This is a genomic window from Acetobacterium sp. (assembly GCF_030652775.1).
Classification (GTDB): Bacteria; Bacillota; Clostridia; order Eubacteriales; family Eubacteriaceae; genus Acetobacterium.
The window spans coordinates 41266-59663 of the sequence record NZ_JAUSPS010000079.1 but is presented as its reverse complement, the minus strand read 5'-3'; the positions used below and the strand labels follow the sequence as shown (position 1 = coordinate 59663).

Below are 18398 nucleotides of genomic sequence, written 5' to 3'. Positions count from 1 at the left end.
GGAAATAATGGAGTGACAACGATGCTATTATTTCCAAAACTTTTTTTTAGACTAAAAGACAGAAAAAGGTGGTGGACTTATGAATTCAATCGGTATAATTGCCAATCCTGCTTCAGGAAAGGATATCAGACGACTGGTTTCTCATGCAACGGTTATTGATAATAACGAGAAGATTAATATTGTGGAGCGAATCATACTGGGCGCCCAGCAGAATGGGGTAAAAAAAATATATATGATGCCAGATCCCTATAATATGGGCTATCGGGTGGAGGATAAGCTGAAAACCTCCGGCGAGTTGAGATGTGAGATTGAAGTGTTCGATTTTTACAAGGAAGACACCGTCGAAGACACCTATAAAGCGGTGCAATTAATGAATGAAAAAAAAGCGGGATGCATTGTCACCCTGGGGGGCGATGGTACCAATCGGGCGGTGGCAAAAGATATTAAGGATATCCCGATGATTTCCATTTCCACCGGAACCAATAATGTTTATCCAGACATGATTGAAGGAACCATTGCTGGTATTGCAGCGGCAGTGGTAGCTTCCCATAAATTTGATAAAAAGGTCTATTCAAATAGAGATAAGATTATAGAGATATACTCAGAGGGGCAGCTTAAAGACATTGCTCTCATCGATGCGGTGATTTCCCGGGATGTCTTTGTGGGATCCCGAGCCATCTGGAAAGTTGAGGATATCGAGAAAATATTTGTTGCCCGAAGTCATCCGGCCTCGATTGGATTTTCGTCCGTGGTCGGGGGGAAAACAATCATCACCGAAGAGGACAACTTTGGTGCCTATGTCAGCATTGATCAAAATGCGCCTAAAATTCTGATCCCCATGGCGGCCGGGATTGTTCTGCCGATAGGAACCAGTGAGCCGGTGATTTTGAATTTTAATGAAAAATATGAGCTGACCACCTTTGGGAGAGGAACAATTGCCCTGGATGGCGAACGGGAAATCGAATTCCATCAAAATCAGACCTTTACCTTTAAAATCAGCCGCAATGGGCCATGGCATGTGGATATCAAAAAAGCTATCGAAGTGGGGCAGAAAAACGGATTTTTCAAGGTTTAAGAATAACAGGAGGAATGCATTATGGCTAAGTTTTTAGTGATGCCCAAGCTCGGGTTGACGATGACCGAAGGGAATATTGCCAACTGGCGAAAAGCAGAAGGCGACAGCGTAGCGATGGGCGAAATTATTTTTGATGTGGAAACAGATAAAATCACCAAGGAATTTGAATCTCCGGGGGAAGGGATCATCCGAAAGATATTGGTTGCTGAGGGCGCAGTTGAGGTGCTAAAACCGATTGCTATTATTGGCAAGGCTGACGAAGATATATCCGCATTGTTGGCAGAGGCCGAAAAGGCTGCGGATAGTCCGGCGGTTCCCGTTGAAAAACCAGCAGCCGAACCGCCCAAGGCCGAGCCAGGATCACCCCAACCGGCTGTCGGTGGGCGCGTCAAAGCTTCTGCCCGAACCAAAAAAATAGCGGCCGATTTAAATATTGATATTTCTCAGGTACCGGGCACCGGACCTCAGGGCGCCATTACCGAAAAAGATGTTACCGAATTTGCCGAAAAAGCAAAAACAGCCCAGCCAAAAATTTCCCCAACGGCCGGGGTGATTGCCGCCGGTTTAGGCGTCGATCCGAGCCAAATTCCCAAGGACGGTCGAATTATGAAGGCCGATGTGCTGGCCTTTAAACAAAACGCCGACTTCCAGAAATTTGCTGATCCTCAGGAATTTACCAAACCGATGTCAGCGATGCGAAAAATTATTGCCAGTCGAATGTCAGCCAGTCAAGAAACATCCGCTACGGTAAATTACAACCAGCGGGTCGATACCACGGCGATGAAACTGCTCCGGGAAGAATTAAAAGGTACTGCCAAAATAACCTATACTGATATTCTGGTGAAGATATTATCCCGAGCGCTGGTAGAATTCCCGTTGCTGAACAGCTCCATTGTAGGCTCTGACATTGTGACCCGGAATTATGTAAATATTGGTGTGGCGGTGGCGCTGCCCGATGGACTGATTGTTCCGGTGGTTAAATTTGCCAATAAAAAAGATCTGGGGGCGATTTCCAGCGAAATCAAGGTACTGGCCGAAAAAGCCCGAAATAATGAATTGGAAACCGATGAAATTACCGGGGGCACCTTTACCATCACCAACATCGGGATGTTTGGCATGGAATCCTTCACGCCGATTATCAATCAGCCTGAGGTTGCCATACTGGGGATCAATACCATAATGGATACCCCCATGGTGGTGGCTGGACAGGTGGTTATTAAACCGATGATGAACCTGAGCTTGACGGCTGATCACCGGGTAGTTGATGGCTCAGTGGCAGCGCAGTTTGTCGCCAGACTCAAAGAGCTCATTGAAAAACCCGGATTATTGCTGCTGTAATGGAGGCGGAATGATGAAGATTGTAATTTTAGGAGGAGGTCCGGGCGGATATGTGGCAGCTATCCGGGCAGCTCAGTTAGGCGCTGAAGTAACGTTGATTGAAAACAAGTACTTGGGCGGAACCTGTCTCAATGTCGGTTGTATTCCGACAAAGGTGCTGCTGCATACCACTGAACTGATGGATGCCCTGGAAAACGACGCCAAAGAAATGGGAATCACGATTTCTGGCTATAAAGCTGACTGGACAACACTACAGGCCAGAAAAACGAAAATTGTCAAAAAATTGGTTGGCGGGGTTAATGGCTTATTGAAGAATAACACCGTTACTAAAATAATGGGAACTGCTGTTTTTGTTAATGACCATCAAGTTAAAGTCATTGCTGAAAATCAGGACGATTCGAGTAACGAAGCAACCGTCATCGACTTTGATTTTGCCATTATTGCCACTGGTTCAAAACCGGTGATTCCACCGATCCCTGGGTCTAATCATCCGGATGTGATCACCAGTAACGAAGCCCTGTCCTTGGAAACTGTTCCCGATAGCATGTGCATCATTGGTGGTGGTGTCATTGGTTGTGAATTTGCCAGCGTCTACAATGCCTTTGGTTGCAAGGTCACCATCATTGAAATGTTGCCGGAAATTGTGGCTAATATGGATCAGGATATTGTTAAACCCCTGAAAGCAAAACTGCTTAAAGAGGGGATTGAAATTTTTACCAGAACAAAGGTCGAATCAATCCAGGAAGGATCCGCTAGTTTAGCGGTTATGACAAGCTCCGAAGCTGGAGAAAAAGTCATTGCCGCTCAAAAAGTGCTGCTTTCAGTTGGCCGAAAACCAGAGCTGGATACCCTGGAACTTGATAAAGCTGGCATTGAAACGGAAAGAGGAGCGATCAAAGTCAATCAAAGAATGCAGACCAACAAGCGAAATATCTATGCGGTCGGTGATTGTAACGGCGGGGTAATGCTTGCCCACGTAGCGTCGGCCGAAGGAATAGTTGCGGTTGAAACGATCATGGGGAAGCGGTCGCAAATTGATTTTAGAACCATTCCCTATTGTGTCTATACCAAACCGGAACTGGCCAGCGTCGGGTTGACCGAGGCCCAGGCCAGGGATCAGGGCTATGAAGTGAAAGTCGGGAATTTTCCCATGGCTGTCAATGGTAAAGCGATGATCATGGGTGAAACCACCGGTGTGGTCAAATACGTTACCGATGCCGCCACCGGAGAAATCCTGGGGCTGCACATGGCCGGTCCCCGAGCCACCGATCTGATTGTTGAAGGAGCCTTGGCTATTCGCCTGGAGGCAACGGTGGCAGAACTGATGTCTACCATCCATGCCCACCCTACCGTCGGCGAATCCTTGATGGAAGCCGCCCACGCTGTCAACGGCGAAGCGATCCATTTAATGAGATAAGTGCCAACAGAAAAAAGAGGTTGATCCCGCTCGAAAACGAGTGCGATCAGCTTCTTATTTTTTTAAACAAAAGTCAAATATGAAAAAAATCTCATTAATTTACTTTTGTTTCAACATATTTTGTCGTTTCTTTATAACATTAAGGTTAATAAGCGATATAAGAGGTATATACTTAAGTGTAAAGATTTTTTCCTATTATATAAATTAGCTTAGTGAGATTGTTTTAAACGAATAACGTAGTACCGACAATTGTTACATCATGTTGTACGCATCGGAGCGGACACGGCATCGCCTGTCCGATTCTGCGCGAAGGCAACGAGCCAATCACAAGTTTGCTTGTAGTTGGCGACTGCCCGCGACCAAAGCGAAAGGAGCGTAGCGGATTTCGCATGGCGCGGCGAACAACAGATTAACAATTGGTCGGTACGGTAGTTTAGTGACACGGTCTGGCTTCATGCTTTATTATAGGCCTAAATCACGAAAGGATTTGTGAATCAATGGACGCTTATTTAAGATTAGTAATCGAGGGCACAGTGCTGATTGGCTGTACCCTGCTTATATTGTGGATTTTTTTGATGAAAGCCGGGAAATCACCCCGACTTAATATGCGCGATGCATCCCTCTCAAGCGAAGAACTGGAAGGACATGCCAAAAGAATTGCCATCGAGCATGCCGTATCGATCAAGAAAAGAGCGATCAAATCGCCAATTGTCAGGATGAATGAAAACTATAAATTCATTTTGAATGTCTATCAGGATCTCAATGAAGATCTCCAGAAAAAAGCTGCGGTACCACCAGCTTCAGAGTGGCTACTGGATAACTTCTATATTATTGAAAAACAGGTCAAAGGAATGCGTCGGGACTTAAAAAAATCCGATTACAACCGCTTGCCGATTCTCAAGTCCGGCCCCCTCAAGGGACAAATCCGGATATTTGCGGTGGCGGTAGAGCTTGTCGCTCATACCGACGGCCAAATCAATGAAAAAATATTGACCGACTATTTAAAGGCCTACCAATCTCATGCCGTTCTTTTTGACCGGGAAATTGTCGCTTTACCAATGATGATCACCCTTGCCTTGATTGAAAATATTCGGGTTCTCTGTGAAGAAATAAAAAAAACCCAGGGTCAGTGGCATAAGGCTGATAAGATCTTTGATAAATGGCTGGAAAACGAAGGCTACGATAGTAAAAAAACCATCAAACTATTTGAAGACAGTCTGCAAACCCTGGACGAAGCCAACCCCTCCTTTGTTGAGCATTTGTTCTATCGGCTCCGACGTTCCGGTCGGAGTTATGTGGAAGTGCTAAGGACCATGGATGAAAACTTAAATAAACTGGGCGCCACCACCGAGGAAATCACCCAGAAAGAACATGGGTCTCAATCCGTCAATACCATTTCGATGGGAAATACCATTACCAGTATTCATTTTTTCTCAGCTCTGGATTGGTCCGAACTCTTTGAATCGGTGAGTATGGTCGAACAGATTTTAAAACAGGATCCCGATGGAACCTATCCCCTGATGGATATTGCCACCCGGAGTCATTACCGAACCAGAGTGGAAGAACTGGCCTTGGGGTTTGGGGTATCAGAAATTTATCTGGCCAAAGAGGCGATTCAGTTTGCCGCAGCAGCCTATACCGGTCGGGATGAATCCCAGTTGACGGATGCCGCTGTCCAGAAAACCTGGCATGTCGGCTATTATCTGATTGGTAAGGGTCTTAAAAGCCTGGAAAACAAAGAAAAAAAGATTAACAGCTTTAGACCAAAAGCAGAAAGCATGGGTATAAAAAATCCTGGCGTCCTGTATTTGGGTTCCATGGGACTGATCACCCTGCTTTTTTTATTTGTCGCAGTCCGTTACTCCAATTTTACGGCATCCTCACATCTGGTGCTGTTTTCTGTTTTAGCCATCTTGGCCGTGCTGATCCCGGCATCAGAAATTGCCGTGGATGCGGTAAACTGGATTGTTTGTCATGCCCTGAAACCGGCTTTTTTCCCAAGACTTCAATTAAGAGAGGGGATTCCCGAAAGTATGAGTACCATTGTTGCGGTGCCAACCCTACTTTCTGACAAGCAGCGGGTAACGGAATTGCTGGCAGGTCTGGAAAGTCATTATCTTTCCAACCGCGAAGAACATCTTTACTTTGCCCTGGTCGGAGCATTCAGCGATGCCGACAAATCAGCTATGAAAGATGACCCTGGGATTATCGAAACTGCTCTCGCCGGCATCAGCGATCTTAATCAGAAATATGCCGCAGGCGCCGGCAGTGATAAGTTTTATTTTTTCCACCGGGACAGTCAATATAATGAAAAGAATGACAAGTGGTTTGGATGGGAACGAAAAAGAGGCGCTTTGATGGAATTCAACGACCTGATTATGGGCGCCACCGATACCAGCTTTGTCTATGCTTCGGCTAAAAAACCACCCTTTGACCATATCAAATATGTGATCACTCTGGATAGCGATACCATTTTACCGATGGGGATGGCTAAAAAAATGATTGCGACCATGGCTCATCCGCTTAACCGACCGGTTGTCGACAGTGAACGCGGGGTGGTGGTTGAAGGCTATGGTTTGATGCAACCACGAATCGAAGTGGAAAACGAAAGTTCTAACAAATCCTTTTTTTCCCGGATTTTCACCGGTCAGGAAGGAATTGATCCTTATGCCACCGCTATTTCTGACGTTTATCAGGATCTTTTTGGCGAAGGGATTTTGTCGGCAAAGGCATTTATGATTTAGCGGTCTTCCAGAGCATCATGCGGGATGCCATCCCGGACAACACCATTCTCAGTCATGATCTGCTGGAAGGCTCTTATGTGCGAACCGGCCTGGTCACTGATCTTAAGCTGGTGGATTCCTACCCGTCAAAATATAATTCTTTTTCGGCCCGACTTCACCGCTGGGTCCGTGGCGACTGGCAATTGGTACCGATTCTATTTCGAAAAATTTTCGACCGCCGTCACGATAAAATATTCAACCCCTTGTCCCGCCTGTCCAAATGGAAGATGATTGATAATTTAAGAAGAAGTCTGGTGCCGCCAGCACTGATGCTACTTGTCTTTTTGAGTTTTTCAATTCTGCCAGGAAGTATTTTGTTCTGGCTGGGTTTTTTCCTGCTGCCGCAGATGTTTCCGCTGCTGATGGGGATCATCGGTTATCTTGTTTCGGCGCGGTTTGGCAACGACCGCATCAAGCGCTATATGCCGGTGATGTTCGGCCTCAAAGCAGTGCTGATGCAGTTTTTGCTGGTGTTGATCTTTTTGCCCTACCAGGCCTGGCTGATGAGTCATGCTATCCTTGTGACCCTGACCCGGGTTTTCATTACCCGAAAAAATCTGCTGGAATGGGTGACTGCTGATGATACCGAAAAATTCCAGAAAAATTCGCTAGGCGCTTATCTTTTCACCATGAAGGCGGCGCTGATCCAGGCGCCTCTGGTTGTTTGCCTGGCCCTGTTTTTAAAACCGGAAACACTGATACTCAGTCTGTTTTTCTTTGCGCTGTGGATCAGTAGTCCTTTTATTGCCTGGTTTATCAGTAGGGATCAGCCGGAAAAGGTGCTCGAACTATCGCAAAGTGAATCCTTTGAACTGGGTCGGATCAGCCGCAAAACCTGGCGCTATTTTGAGGATTTTGCCAATGCCAAAAGCCATTATCTAATTCCCGATAATTATCAGGCCGACCCACCTAGAGGTCTGGCGCAGCGGACATCGCCTACCAATATCGGGTTGGGTCTGCTGGCACCACTCTCGGCCAGAGACTTTGGTTATATCGGCACCGGGCAGATGATAGAGCTCATCGACAAAACGGTTGGAACCATTGAAGACCTGGAAAAATGGCAGGGTCATCTGCTTAACTGGTACGATACCCTGACCTTAAAACCCCTGCGTCCGGCCTATATTTCAACGGTGGACAGCGGAAATTTTCTCTGTTACCTGGTCACTCTGAAACAAGGACTTAAGGATTACCTCCACAGTCCCCTGATTGATCCCCGGTTTTCAAGTGGCATCGGGGATACCCTCAATTGTGTCGGGAAAACCGACTACGCTGCTTATGGCATAATTCTTCCAGTCGATGCCGCCGTTTACAAAAAAGCGGCAGATTTAATGGCTTGGAATCAGACCCTGGAAACGCTGATGCGGGAAGACGCAATGGCGGATATCGATGAAGGGGTCTGGAAAACAAAAATAGCCGCAATGGTTACCCGGTTCAAAGCCGAAATGACAAGCTTCCTGCCAGGAATTCGCTTGTTTAAAAAAATGCCGGATCGCTTGACTGATATGGCCGCAGCCAGAAAAGAAGCGGCTGATGATGACGTGTTTGAGGATCTTAAAAATCTCAAAAAACGTTTAATCAGTAATGATAATTTGATTGATTTACCGCAGGCTCATCAGGAAACCGCCGCTATTGCCGAACGACTGGCAGAGACTGTCAAAAAATGGGATCAGGACGATTATCGTGAGGAATTAGCCTGGCTGGCTGAAACCAGCGGAGCTCTGAACACGGCCGCTGCAGCGAGTCAGAATTTTGTCGACCAATACACCCGACTGCTTAAACGGATTGAGTCCCTCATCGTGGCCATGGAATTTCTGCCTCTGTATGACAAGAAAAAGGAACTATTCAGTATCGGTTTTAATCTGGAAGACAACAAGCTCACCAATTCCTTCTATGACCTGCTGGCCTCAGAAGCCCGTCAAACCAGCTATATCTGCATTGCTAAAGGTAAGATCCCGGCTTCCCACTGGTTTAAACTGGGTCGGGCACTGACTACCGTGGATCGTTACAAAGGCCTGATTTCCTGGACCGGCACGATGTTCGAATATTTAATGCCGCTTTTGATTATGAAAAGCTATCAAAATACGTTGCTGGACGAAACCTATTCCTTTGTTATCAAGAGTCAGAAGAAATACGGAAATCAGCGGGAGATGCCCTGGGGTACATCCGAGTCCGGCTATAACGCGATGGATAAACACCACGATTACAAATACAAGGCCATTGGGGTGCCCTGGTTGGGACTTAAACGGGGCTTAATCGAAGATGCGGTGACCGCACCCTACGCCACCTTCCTGGCACTGATGGTTGATCCCGAAGCGGCGATTAAGAATATTAAACGGCTTAAGGCCGACGGTCTGGAAGGACCCTACGGTTTTTATGAAGCTGCCGATTATACCCCGGAACGACTGGGCTTTGAGACAAAGCGAGCGGTTGTAAAAAGTTTTATGGCTCATCATCAGGGTATGAGTTTAATGGCATTGAATAACTGTGTCAATCAGAATATCATGCAAACTCGTTTTCATACCGACCCGGAAATCCATGCGGCCCGATTGCTGCTTCAGGAAAAAGTTTCTTCCGATCTGATCTTTACTAAGGGAACCAAGGAAAAGCTGGTACCTTACAAGGGCAAGATCACCAAAGAGAAAAGCGCTGTGCGACGTTATACAAAACCCAATACCGTTCTGCCCAAAGCGCATATCCTTTCCAATGGTAATTATTCGGTGATGATTACCGAGCGGGGAACAGGCTACAGCCAAAGTAAAATGGCCGCCGTAACCCGCTGGCGCGAAGACAGCACCCTGGATCAATACGGCATGTTTTTCTATGTGAAAAACAGTGCGAGCAAAGTTGTCTGGTCGGCGGCCTATGCGCCGCTGAATAAAAAACCGGATCAATATGAGGTGGTTTTCACCGCCGACAAAGCCACATTCAAGCGCACCGATGGCGACATTGAGACGAAAACTGAGGTGGTTGTGGCATCCGGGGACAACGTCGAAATCAGACGAATCACCCTGAAGAACAATAGCAAAAAATCCTGTACCCTGGAATTGACCAGTTATTTTGAAGTGGTCATGGCAGCCCTGGCTGGGGATATTGCTCATCCGGCCTTTGGCAATCTTTTTGTTGAAACAGAAATTAATCATCAGAGGAAATGCCTGATTGCCAACCGGCGACCCCGCTCAGACAGCGATAAAAGTTTGTGGCTGGCCAACGCTGTTGTGACTAAAGGTAATGTTCAGGGCGAGATTCAGTACGAAACCGATCGGATGCAGTTAATCGGTCGGGGTAACAACCCCAAAAATCCGCTCGTCATAAACCAGGAAAAGCCGCTGTCAGGCAGCAGCGGACCGGTGCTGGATCCGGTCATGAGTATGCGGATTCAGGTGACCATCGAGGCCGGTAAAACTGCCCAATTTTCCTTTGTCACCGCTTTCTGCGAAAGCAAGGAATCGATTCTGGATCTGATCGATAAATATGATAACCCGAGTGCTGTGGAAGGTGCGTTCAAACTGGCCTTAACTAGAAGTCAGGTGGAAACCCGATATCTCAATCTGGATGCTGACGAAACTGAACTATATCAGGATATGATCTCACATCTTGTTTTTATCAGCCCCATAAAGATGATGAGTCAGGAAATAATCCGCAAAAATACCCAGGGTCAGTCGGCCTTGTGGAAATATGGAATTTCCGGCGACAACCCCATTGTGCTGGTGGATTTAAGTAAAATCGACCAGGTCAAGCTATTGGTTGAGGTTTTAAAAGCCCACGAATACTGGCGGCTGATGGGTTTAAACGTGGATCTGGTGATCTTAAGCGAAGAGGAATACGCCTATTCCTTGCCCCTGTATAATCTGATTTCTGATATGGTATTATCCAAACAAACCCATGACATTTTAAAAACGAGTGAGGATGTCTTTATTCTGGAAAAAAATAAAATAGCAGCGGCCGACATTCCACTGCTCTATGCCGTTGCCCGGGTGATTTTACAAGGCGGCATGGGAACGATGCGGGAACAGATTGAATGTGTTCGTGAAACCGCAACCAGCAAATTGCTTCCGGCAAAAATAGTAGTGATCAACAAGCCCGTCAATTACCCCGTATCACCAAGCGATGAGCCGGAACGCCTGTACAATAATGGCATTGGCGGATTTAAAGAAGATGGCAGCGAGTATGTCATTCATCTGAAAAACGGTGAGAATACCCCAGCACCCTGGGTGAATGTAATTGCCAACCCCAGCTTCGGTTTTATGGTTTCAGAATCAGGCTCCGGGTATAGTTGGTATCAAAACAGCCGGGAAAACAAGCTCACCCCCTGGTCAAATGATGTGGTTTCCGATCCGTCAGGAGAAGTGATTTATCTCGGTGATCAGGATACCGGAGAAATCTGGACAATCACTCCGTTACCAATTCGGGAAGCGGAAGATTATACCATCAAGCACGGTTTTGGCTATACCAATTTTGAACATGCCAGTCACGGCATCAAACAACGGATGATTCAGTTTGTACCGACAACAGACCCGGTAAAAATAAGTCTGATTAATTTAAAAAATGAATCGAATCAGGAACGTCATCTCACCCTGACCTGTTACATCCGCCCGGTATTGGGGGTCAGTGATCAGGCAACGGCCATGCATATTAATAGTGAACAGGATGAAGGTGGTGCATTGTTAATGAGAAACCCTTATAACGAAGGGTTTCCCGGAGAAATATTATTCATCGATGCATCAATTCCACAGCGGTCGGTTACCAGTGACCGCAAAGCCTTTTTCGGTAATGGCGATATGACCTGTCCGGAAAGCCTGGCCGATATAAGTCTTGATGGGGCTATAGGCGCTGGGATTGATCCCTGCGGAGCGATTCAGGTGAAGGTTACCCTGGGACCCAATGAGCGGAAGGATATTGCCTTCCTGTTGGGCGCAGCAAATAATCAAGATGAGGTAACGATGCTGAGCCAGAAGTATCGTGAGCTACGAAATGTCCAGGAAGCATTATCTGAAGTCATCAGTTTCTGGAAAAGCAAGCTGGGAGTGATCCAGGTGGATACCCCAACGGATTCCATCAATCTGATGGTTAATGGATGGCTTCAGTACCAGGTTATTTCCTGTCGACTATGGGGAAGATCAGGATTCTATCAAGCCGGTGGAGCATTTGGGTTTAGAGATCAGCTCCAGGATGCCTTATCAATTACCAACATATGGCCGGAAATAGCTCGAGCACAAATTCTGCTCCATGCCGGTCACCAGTATATTCAGGGCGATGTTCAGCATTGGTGGCATGAACCAATGGGTTTGGGAACCCGAACCCATTTTTCCGATGATCGATTATGGCTGCCCTATGTCACCGCCGAATATATCCGCATTACCGGTGACCGCCAAATTCTGGAAGAAGCGGTTAACTTTATCGAAGAACCGGAATTAGGCGAATTTGAAGATGAAAAATGCGGTAGCCCCTGGAAAATCGAAACCTCCGCTTCCTTGTATGACCATTGTCTGCGAGCCTTTGAAGTTTCCCTGAAATTCGGAAAACATGGACTGCCGCTGATGGGTTCCGGGGACTGGAATGATGGAATGAACACCGTCGGTAATAAGGGGCGGGGCGAAAGCGTCTGGTTAGGCTGGTTCCTGATTGCCAATCTGGACCTGTTTATTCCCATTTGCAAAGAAAAGGGCGACCTGGAACGAGCCATAAAATATCAAAGCGTCAAAGCCGAGATCATGGCGGCCATCGAAAAAACGGCCTGGGATGGTAGCTGGTATCGTCGGGCTTATTTCGACAACGGCGATGTCTTGGGGTCGGCTGGGAACAGCGAGTGTAAAATCGACTCCATTGCCCAAAGTTGGTCAGTTATTTCCGGCGCTGGGGAAAGCGAGCGTTCGCTTACGGCCATGAATTCACTGGAAGACTATCTGGTCAGCCGTGAAGATGGTCTGATTAAGCTACTGACGCCACCTTTTGACAAGTCCGAGCTGGAACCGGGATACATCAAGGGTTATATTCCGGGAGTCCGGGAAAATGGCGGACAATACACCCATGCCGCAGCCTGGGCGATCATTGCTTTTGCCAAACTGGGTGATGGCGATAAAGCCTGGGATCTGTTTGAGCTGATTAACCCGATTAACCACACCACCAACATGCGCGACTATACCCGTTACAAGGTCGAGCCCTATGTGTTTGCGGCCGATGTCTATTCCACTTATCCGCATACCGGCAGAGGTGGCTGGACCTGGTATACCGGTGCCGCCGGTTGGATGTACCGGGCTGGTCTGGAATATATTCTAGGCTTTCAGAAAAACGGCGAGACCATTGTCATGGACCCATGTATTCCCGGAAGAATGAAAGAATATCAGATCAGCTATCGCTATCTGGAAACAGACTATCAAATAAAAGTAAAAAATCCCGACGGTGTCAATAAAGGTGTCAAAACCATTTCGGTGGATGGGATCATCTCAACCAGAAATATTATCAACCTGGTCAATGATAAAGTAAATCATCAGGTTGAAGTATTGATGGGATTGTAAACCACAGGCGTTACAGTACAAACTCAAAGCCAGGTATGATTTTTCATACCTGGCTTTGTTGTTGATATTATTTATTAAATTATTAATGTTAAAGAATTAATGACTCTGACCATGAACCTCATGATCCTTAAGAGCGATCACATGATTGTCATCATCGAGTATCAGCACCCGGGGCTTAAAATCCAGCGCCTCTTTCCGATCGATCATGGCATAGGTGATGATGATCACCTTATCGCCTTTGTGAACCAGTCGCGCCGCAGCGCCATTGACACAGATCACGCCGCTGCCTCGTTTTCCCACAATCGTATAGGTTTCAAAACGCTGGCCGTTATTCACATCCACTACCTGAACCTTTTCACCGGGAAGAATATCCGCCTGTTCCAGCAGCTCCTCATCGATGGTGATGCTGCCCACATAATTGAGGTCAGCCTCGGTGACGGTTGCCCGATGGAGCTTTGACTTAAATAGGGTGATATACATAATTTACCTCTTAATCAAAATGATATTATCAATCAGCCGGGTGTTCCCGAAGCGAACCGCTACCGCCGCCAGAGCCGGCGAGGTGATGGTTTCGATGTCTGCCAGGGTTTCAAAATCAAGGATATCAACGTAATCAATAGCAGCCAGTGGCATGGTGGTAATCTGGTTAATAATCGCAGCTTTTATGATTTTGACCGAGCGTTCACCAGATCCATAAAGGGCTTTGGCGGAAGCCAGCGACTGGCTGAGAACCAGAGCCTGGTCTCGGGCCGCTAGATTCAGAAACACATTCCGGGAACTCAGGGCCAAACCATCGGCTTCCCGGACAATCGGGCAGACTATAATCTCAACAGACATATGCAAATCCCGGATCATTTTTTTAATCACCGCCACCTGTTGGGCATCTTTCTGGCCAAAATAGGCTCTAGTTGGCTGGATCAGATTGAACAACAGGTTGATCACTGTGGTCACGCCTTTAAAATGAGTGGGTCGGGACTGGCCGCAGAGTTTTTTGGTGATGTCGCCTTCCACTTCCACAAAGGTTGAGGCACCCGTCGGGTAGATTTCGGCCGGATCAGGAAAGAACAGCAGATCGGTTCCAGCAGCTTCGGCAAGTTGTGAATCCCGGTCAAAATCCCGGGGGTAGGCGTCCAGATCCTCACCCGGGGCAAATTGGGTGGGATTAACAAAGATACTCACGACGGTCACATCATTTTGACTTTGTGCTTCATTAATTAATGCAAGATGACCATCGTGGAGATAGCCCATAGTCGGGACAAAGCCAATGGTTTTATCCCGACCAAAGTCTTCAAGACAGCTCTTTAGTTCCGCTATGGTTTTGGCAATCTTCATGGTCTTATTGCTGCAATTCGGCAATAACCGCATCATCAATGGTGAAGGTATGCTTTTCTTCCGGGAACTGCGCAGTCTTTACCTCGGAGACATAGGCCGTGACAGAATCCTTAATGGTCTCATTCAGCGCCGCATAACGCTTGGAAAACTTGGGCGATTGACCAGAGTACATGCCCAGCAGATCATGAATGACCAGCACCTGACCGTCGCAGTAGCGACCGGCACCGATACCGATGGTGGGTACGGATAATTTTTGCGTAATCAGAGTTGCCAGTTTTTCAGGAATCCCTTCCAGGACAATAGCAAAGACTCCCGCCGCTTCCAGCGCCAGGGCATCATCAATGACTTTCTGGGCCTGAGCAGTGTCTTTACCCTGAACCTTAAATCCACCGAACAGGTTAACCGACTGGGGCGTCAGACCGATATGCCCCATGACGGGAATCTGAGCCTTGACAATGGCTTTGACATTGGCAACCTGATCCACGCCGCCTTCAAGCTTGACAGCATGGGCCTTACCTTCCTGAATCAACCGGCCGGCATTGCGAACAGCGTCTGCCACCGAAATATGATAGGATAAAAAGGGCATGTCGCCGACGATCAGGGCGTTTTCGGCGCCCCGGGCGACGGCTTTACAATGGTAAACCATATCGTCCATAGTCACTTCCAGGGTGGATTCATAGCCCTGGACAACCATCCCCAGAGAATCGCCCACCAGAATCGCATCGATGCCGGCATCGTTGACGATTTTGGCCATTGAATAATCATACGCCGTTAGCATGGTGATTTTTTCCTTGTTTGCTTTGGCTTGTAAAAAAGAACTGACAGTAAATTTACTTTTCATTCGTTTCTTCCTTTATTTTTTTATTTTAGTTGATTTTTTAAATGATCATAGGTTTCTGCATCAATCCGTTTGTCTTTGATCATCTCAATGGTGGCTAAGCCCATGGTCTGGTAGAGTGCCAGGAATTCCGGGGCTTGGGTTTTTAAGGCTTCGATGTGTTTACTGATGGTGTTTTCATCTCCCCGAACCAGGGGGCCGGTGAGGGCGTTTACCGTTCCTGATCTTTCGATGTTACTCAGGGTGGCGGAGATCAGCGGCATAAATGCCCGGACGATTTCATCTGTGGCAATTCCGGTGCTTTTAAGTAGCTCAAAACCCGAATCAATCAGAGTCACCAGATAATTGGAGAGGATACAGGCAGCGGCGTGGTAAAGCACCTTATCACCCTTGTCGATCACGGAATAGGGATTGCCGGTGATCTGAAGGATTCTTTGTACCTCGGCCAGCCCCTTTTCATTGCCTTCGAGGGTAAAAACCGTTTGCTTTAAGTTTTGAGCGGCAGTGAAGGGATCAGAAAAACTCATGATCGGGTGAAGCGAACACAAACCACACCCTGAAGTTAAAAGCGGATCAAAAAGATCGGTGGACAGAGCGCCGCTGGTATGGACAAGAGTATGTTGCTCGGTTAAGCAGGAGGTTTGGACGAGTTGATTGATAACCGCAGAAATCTGATCATCCCCGGTGGTGATAAAAATCACTTCACTTGCGGTAACAAGGCTGGGAAGGTCGCTAAAAATTGTGGCGTCAGTTGCGTCAGCAGCGCCTTGAGAAGAGGTTTCACTACGGCTTAGGTAACCTGATAGGGTCAGACTATTTTGTTTGAAAAAAATGCCCATGGCGGTGCCGACTTTGCCGGCGCCAATAAATCCGATTTTCATGCATTTACACCTGTTAGTAGTATTTGGTTATGACCGCAAAGAGCAGCGAAACACATGGCACGCAAACCTGTGGCTGTTGAAAATCTGGTTGTCGGTACTCTGTTCGACAAAACTGGATGGCAGTAGTTTAAATTTGCGCAAAGAAAAAAGGTCCTCTGCACTGAAAATAAACAACTGCAAAAAGACCTATCATGACATTATAAAAATGCAAAACAGTAAGGTTTTATTCAGTCTCTATCACCAGGGATTAGAGCAGATTTTTATATTCTTATAAAAGTTTTTGTGCGTTAATCATGTGCAGCTCTTAACGATGCCACCATGTGGGTATGATACAACATGCCGAATTATAATGCAAGCGTTTATTTTGAGGTTTTAATTTTAAAAAAACAAGTGATTTTAAAACCACTTGTTTTTTTTGAAATAGATCAGCGTTCCGGCAGCAACTACGATACATAAAACAATCACAAACGGATAACCGTATACCCAATGAAACTCTGGCATCATGATGTTCATCCCGTACCAGCCAACAATCAGAGTCAACGGCAGAAAAATGGAAGTAACGACAGTGAAAATTTTCATGACATTATTTAGATTTATGTCCAGTTGGGCCTGGTAGGCTTCCCGAACCTGGGTGCCATAATCCCGGAGGTTCAGCACATTGGTAAAGAGGCGGTTGATCCGATTGGTGAGAATTTTAAAATAGCGCAGTTCTTTTTTATCGATCAGGTTATTTTCATTTTCTTCGATGGCCTCGGAAATTTCAAAAAGCTGTTCATAATATTGCTTAAGACTCAGCAGACGCTTGCGGAAGGTGATCAGATAATCGACCAGATCGTTTTTAACCGAGACAATAAATTCTTCTTCCAAATCGGTTATTTCCTCTTCAATCGAAGCCAGCACCTCCCGGTCATCAATGGTGAGTTTATCAAAAAACAAATGGAAAAACTTTCCCAGACTGTGAACCTTGATACCTTCGGTCTGGGTGTTGATAACAATACCGTTGATAAAATCGCTGCGATCCGACACAAAAACCAGTAAATCGGCCCGGAAATAGATACCGATCCGCTGCGGTTTGAGATCCTGACAGATCGCTTCGGGAAGAATGATCGTTATAAAATCAAAGCCATCATAGCTGTCAAATTTTGATGAGCGGCTGTTCAGACATTCGTCAACCAGTCGGTCGCTGATTCCCAGTTTGCCACTGACTGTCGCCAGCGCTGGGAAGTCAAGGAGACAAAGATGGATTTGATTGTTGTTTGGATCAATCTGTTCAAGGGAATCCGTTGTGAAGGCGTCATTTTCAAGACGATAAATCTGCATCTGACTACCTTTGCTTGGCTTTATTGCGGACAACATAATGCGAATTCTGATTTTTGCTGGTTCGGCGAGCTTCAATTTCAAATTGATTCAAGGATAAAATCAGCGGCCGCAGTTTTGAGTGACCATAATTCCGGGTATCAAAATCCGGATAGCGATTATTGAGCCGGGAACCGACCTCGCCCAGGTTCGCCCAACCATCTTCATCAGAACTTTCAGTGATAATGGTTTTAAGTGATTGAATCAGTTCTTTTTTGCTGGCCATGCCTTCTTTTTGAGTGCCCTGTTTTCCGTTTTGAACGTTTTCAGATTGCTCTGCCGCAGCTTCCGGATCGCTGGCCAGAACTTCCAGATATTTGAACTTTTCACAGGCCGAGATAAAAGGGGTGGGGGTTTTCTTTTCGCCCATGCCTACTACATACATCCCGGCTTCCCGGAGTCGGGTCGCCAGCCGGGTGAAGTCGCTGTCACTGGAGACAATACAAAATCCGTCCACGTTATTGGAATAAAGAATATCCATAGCATCGATAATCAGTGCGGCATCGGTGGCATTTTTTCCGGTGGTGTAACTGTATTGCTGAATCGGAGTAATGGAATAGTTAAGTAATACAGTTTTCCAGGATCCCAGCTGGGGTTTGGTCCAGTCACCGTAGATGCGCTTAAATGTCGGCATGCCAAGGTTGGAGATTTCATCAAAAATATACTTAATATATTTGTCTGAGACATTATCGGCATCGATTAAGACGGCAATTTTCATATCATTTTTCATCGGTCACCCTTCTATTTCTATAGCGATTAGTTGTTTTCGATCAGTTTGTTAGTCTCAGTATAATAGAAATCGCACTTTTTTACAACCAACAGCTACCATAAAAAAAACTGATCATAATCGATCAGCTATTTCA

At 46.5% G+C, this 18398-nt stretch carries 11 protein-coding genes; 5 read left to right on the top strand and 6 right to left on the bottom strand.

All coding sequences use genetic code 11. The features are described 5' to 3' along the window. Nucleotides 1-79: 79 nt before the first annotated feature. From Q7J41_RS14810 to Q7J41_RS14790, 5 genes are all read left to right on the top strand, one after another. Nucleotides 80-1075, top strand: a complete 996-nt coding sequence (locus tag Q7J41_RS14810) for an ATP-NAD kinase family protein (RefSeq protein ID WP_304889210.1) — start codon at nt 80-82, stop codon at nt 1073-1075. Nucleotides 1076-1096: 21 nt separating this feature from the next. Continuing rightward, nucleotides 1097-2413 carry a dihydrolipoamide acetyltransferase family protein gene (locus Q7J41_RS14805; RefSeq protein ID WP_304889209.1) on the top strand — a complete coding sequence of 439 codons (1317 nt, stop codon included), beginning with the start codon at nt 1097-1099 and terminating at the stop codon, nt 2411-2413. A gap of 10 nt (nt 2414-2423) precedes the next feature. Further along, a complete protein-coding gene (gene lpdA / locus Q7J41_RS14800) occupies nt 2424-3830 on the top strand; it encodes a dihydrolipoyl dehydrogenase (RefSeq protein ID WP_304889208.1) in 1407 nt (468 codons plus the stop codon). 497 nt (nt 3831-4327) lie between these two features. After that, nucleotides 4328-6574, top strand: coding sequence for a hypothetical protein (locus Q7J41_RS14795; RefSeq protein ID WP_304889207.1), 2247 nt, complete (start codon nt 4328-4330; stop codon nt 6572-6574). Between the two features lie 17 nt (nt 6575-6591). Beyond that, nucleotides 6592-13128, top strand: coding sequence for a GH36-type glycosyl hydrolase domain-containing protein (locus tag Q7J41_RS14790; protein WP_304889206.1), 6537 nt, complete (start codon nt 6592-6594; stop codon nt 13126-13128). A 96-nt stretch (nt 13129-13224) separates the two neighbouring features. Here Q7J41_RS14790 and panD read toward each other — a convergent pair whose 3' ends face one another. From panD to Q7J41_RS14760, 6 genes are all read right to left on the bottom strand, one after another. Further along, on the bottom strand, nt 13225-13608 hold the full coding sequence (panD, locus tag Q7J41_RS14785) for an aspartate 1-decarboxylase (RefSeq protein WP_304889205.1): 384 nt from the start codon (nt 13606-13608) through the stop codon (nt 13225-13227). Between the two features lie 3 nt (nt 13609-13611). Further along, nucleotides 13612-14460, bottom strand: coding sequence for a pantoate--beta-alanine ligase (panC, locus tag Q7J41_RS14780; protein WP_304889204.1), 849 nt, complete (start codon nt 14458-14460; stop codon nt 13612-13614). Nucleotides 14461-14464: 4 nt separating this feature from the next. After that, the gene (gene panB / locus Q7J41_RS14775) at nt 14465-15301 is read right to left on the bottom strand and encodes a 3-methyl-2-oxobutanoate hydroxymethyltransferase (protein ID WP_304889203.1); all 837 of its coding nucleotides are present in this window, start codon (nt 15299-15301) and stop codon (nt 14465-14467) included. A gap of 20 nt (nt 15302-15321) precedes the next feature. Continuing rightward, a complete protein-coding gene (locus Q7J41_RS14770; RefSeq protein WP_304889202.1) occupies nt 15322-16179 on the bottom strand; it encodes a Rossmann-like and DUF2520 domain-containing protein in 858 nt (285 codons plus the stop codon). 396 nt (nt 16180-16575) lie between these two features. Further along, nucleotides 16576-17499 carry a CorA family divalent cation transporter gene (locus Q7J41_RS14765; RefSeq protein WP_304889201.1) on the bottom strand — a complete coding sequence of 308 codons (924 nt, stop codon included), beginning with the start codon at nt 17497-17499 and terminating at the stop codon, nt 16576-16578. A gap of 4 nt (nt 17500-17503) precedes the next feature. Further along, a complete protein-coding gene (locus Q7J41_RS14760) occupies nt 17504-18265 on the bottom strand; it encodes an NYN domain-containing protein (RefSeq protein ID WP_304889200.1) in 762 nt (253 codons plus the stop codon). Nucleotides 18266-18398 lie beyond the last annotated feature (133 nt).

What these genes read in the sequence shown, in the direction of transcription:
- Q7J41_RS14760 (WP_304889200.1), bottom strand. Translation starts at nt 18,265, where the DNA reads ATGAAAAATGATATGAAAATTGCCGTCTTAATCGATGCCGATAATGTC.
- panB (WP_304889203.1), bottom strand. Translation starts at nt 15,301, where the DNA reads ATGAAAAGTAAATTTACTGTCAGTTCTTTTTTACAAGCCAAAGCAAAC.
- Q7J41_RS14770 (WP_304889202.1), bottom strand. Translation starts at nt 16,179, where the DNA reads ATGAAAATCGGATTTATTGGCGCCGGCAAAGTCGGCACCGCCATGGGC.
- lpdA (WP_304889208.1), top strand. Translation starts at nt 2,424, where the DNA reads ATGATGAAGATTGTAATTTTAGGAGGAGGTCCGGGCGGATATGTGGCA.
- panC (WP_304889204.1), bottom strand. Translation starts at nt 14,460, where the DNA reads ATGAAGATTGCCAAAACCATAGCGGAACTAAAGAGCTGTCTTGAAGAC.
- Q7J41_RS14805 (WP_304889209.1), top strand. Translation starts at nt 1,097, where the DNA reads ATGGCTAAGTTTTTAGTGATGCCCAAGCTCGGGTTGACGATGACCGAA.
- Q7J41_RS14790 (WP_304889206.1), top strand. Translation starts at nt 6,592, where the DNA reads ATGCGGGATGCCATCCCGGACAACACCATTCTCAGTCATGATCTGCTG.
- Q7J41_RS14795 (WP_304889207.1), top strand. Translation starts at nt 4,328, where the DNA reads ATGGACGCTTATTTAAGATTAGTAATCGAGGGCACAGTGCTGATTGGC.
- panD (WP_304889205.1), bottom strand. Translation starts at nt 13,608, where the DNA reads ATGTATATCACCCTATTTAAGTCAAAGCTCCATCGGGCAACCGTCACC.
- Q7J41_RS14765 (WP_304889201.1), bottom strand. Translation starts at nt 17,499, where the DNA reads ATGCAGATTTATCGTCTTGAAAATGACGCCTTCACAACGGATTCCCTT.
- Q7J41_RS14810 (WP_304889210.1), top strand. Translation starts at nt 80, where the DNA reads ATGAATTCAATCGGTATAATTGCCAATCCTGCTTCAGGAAAGGATATC.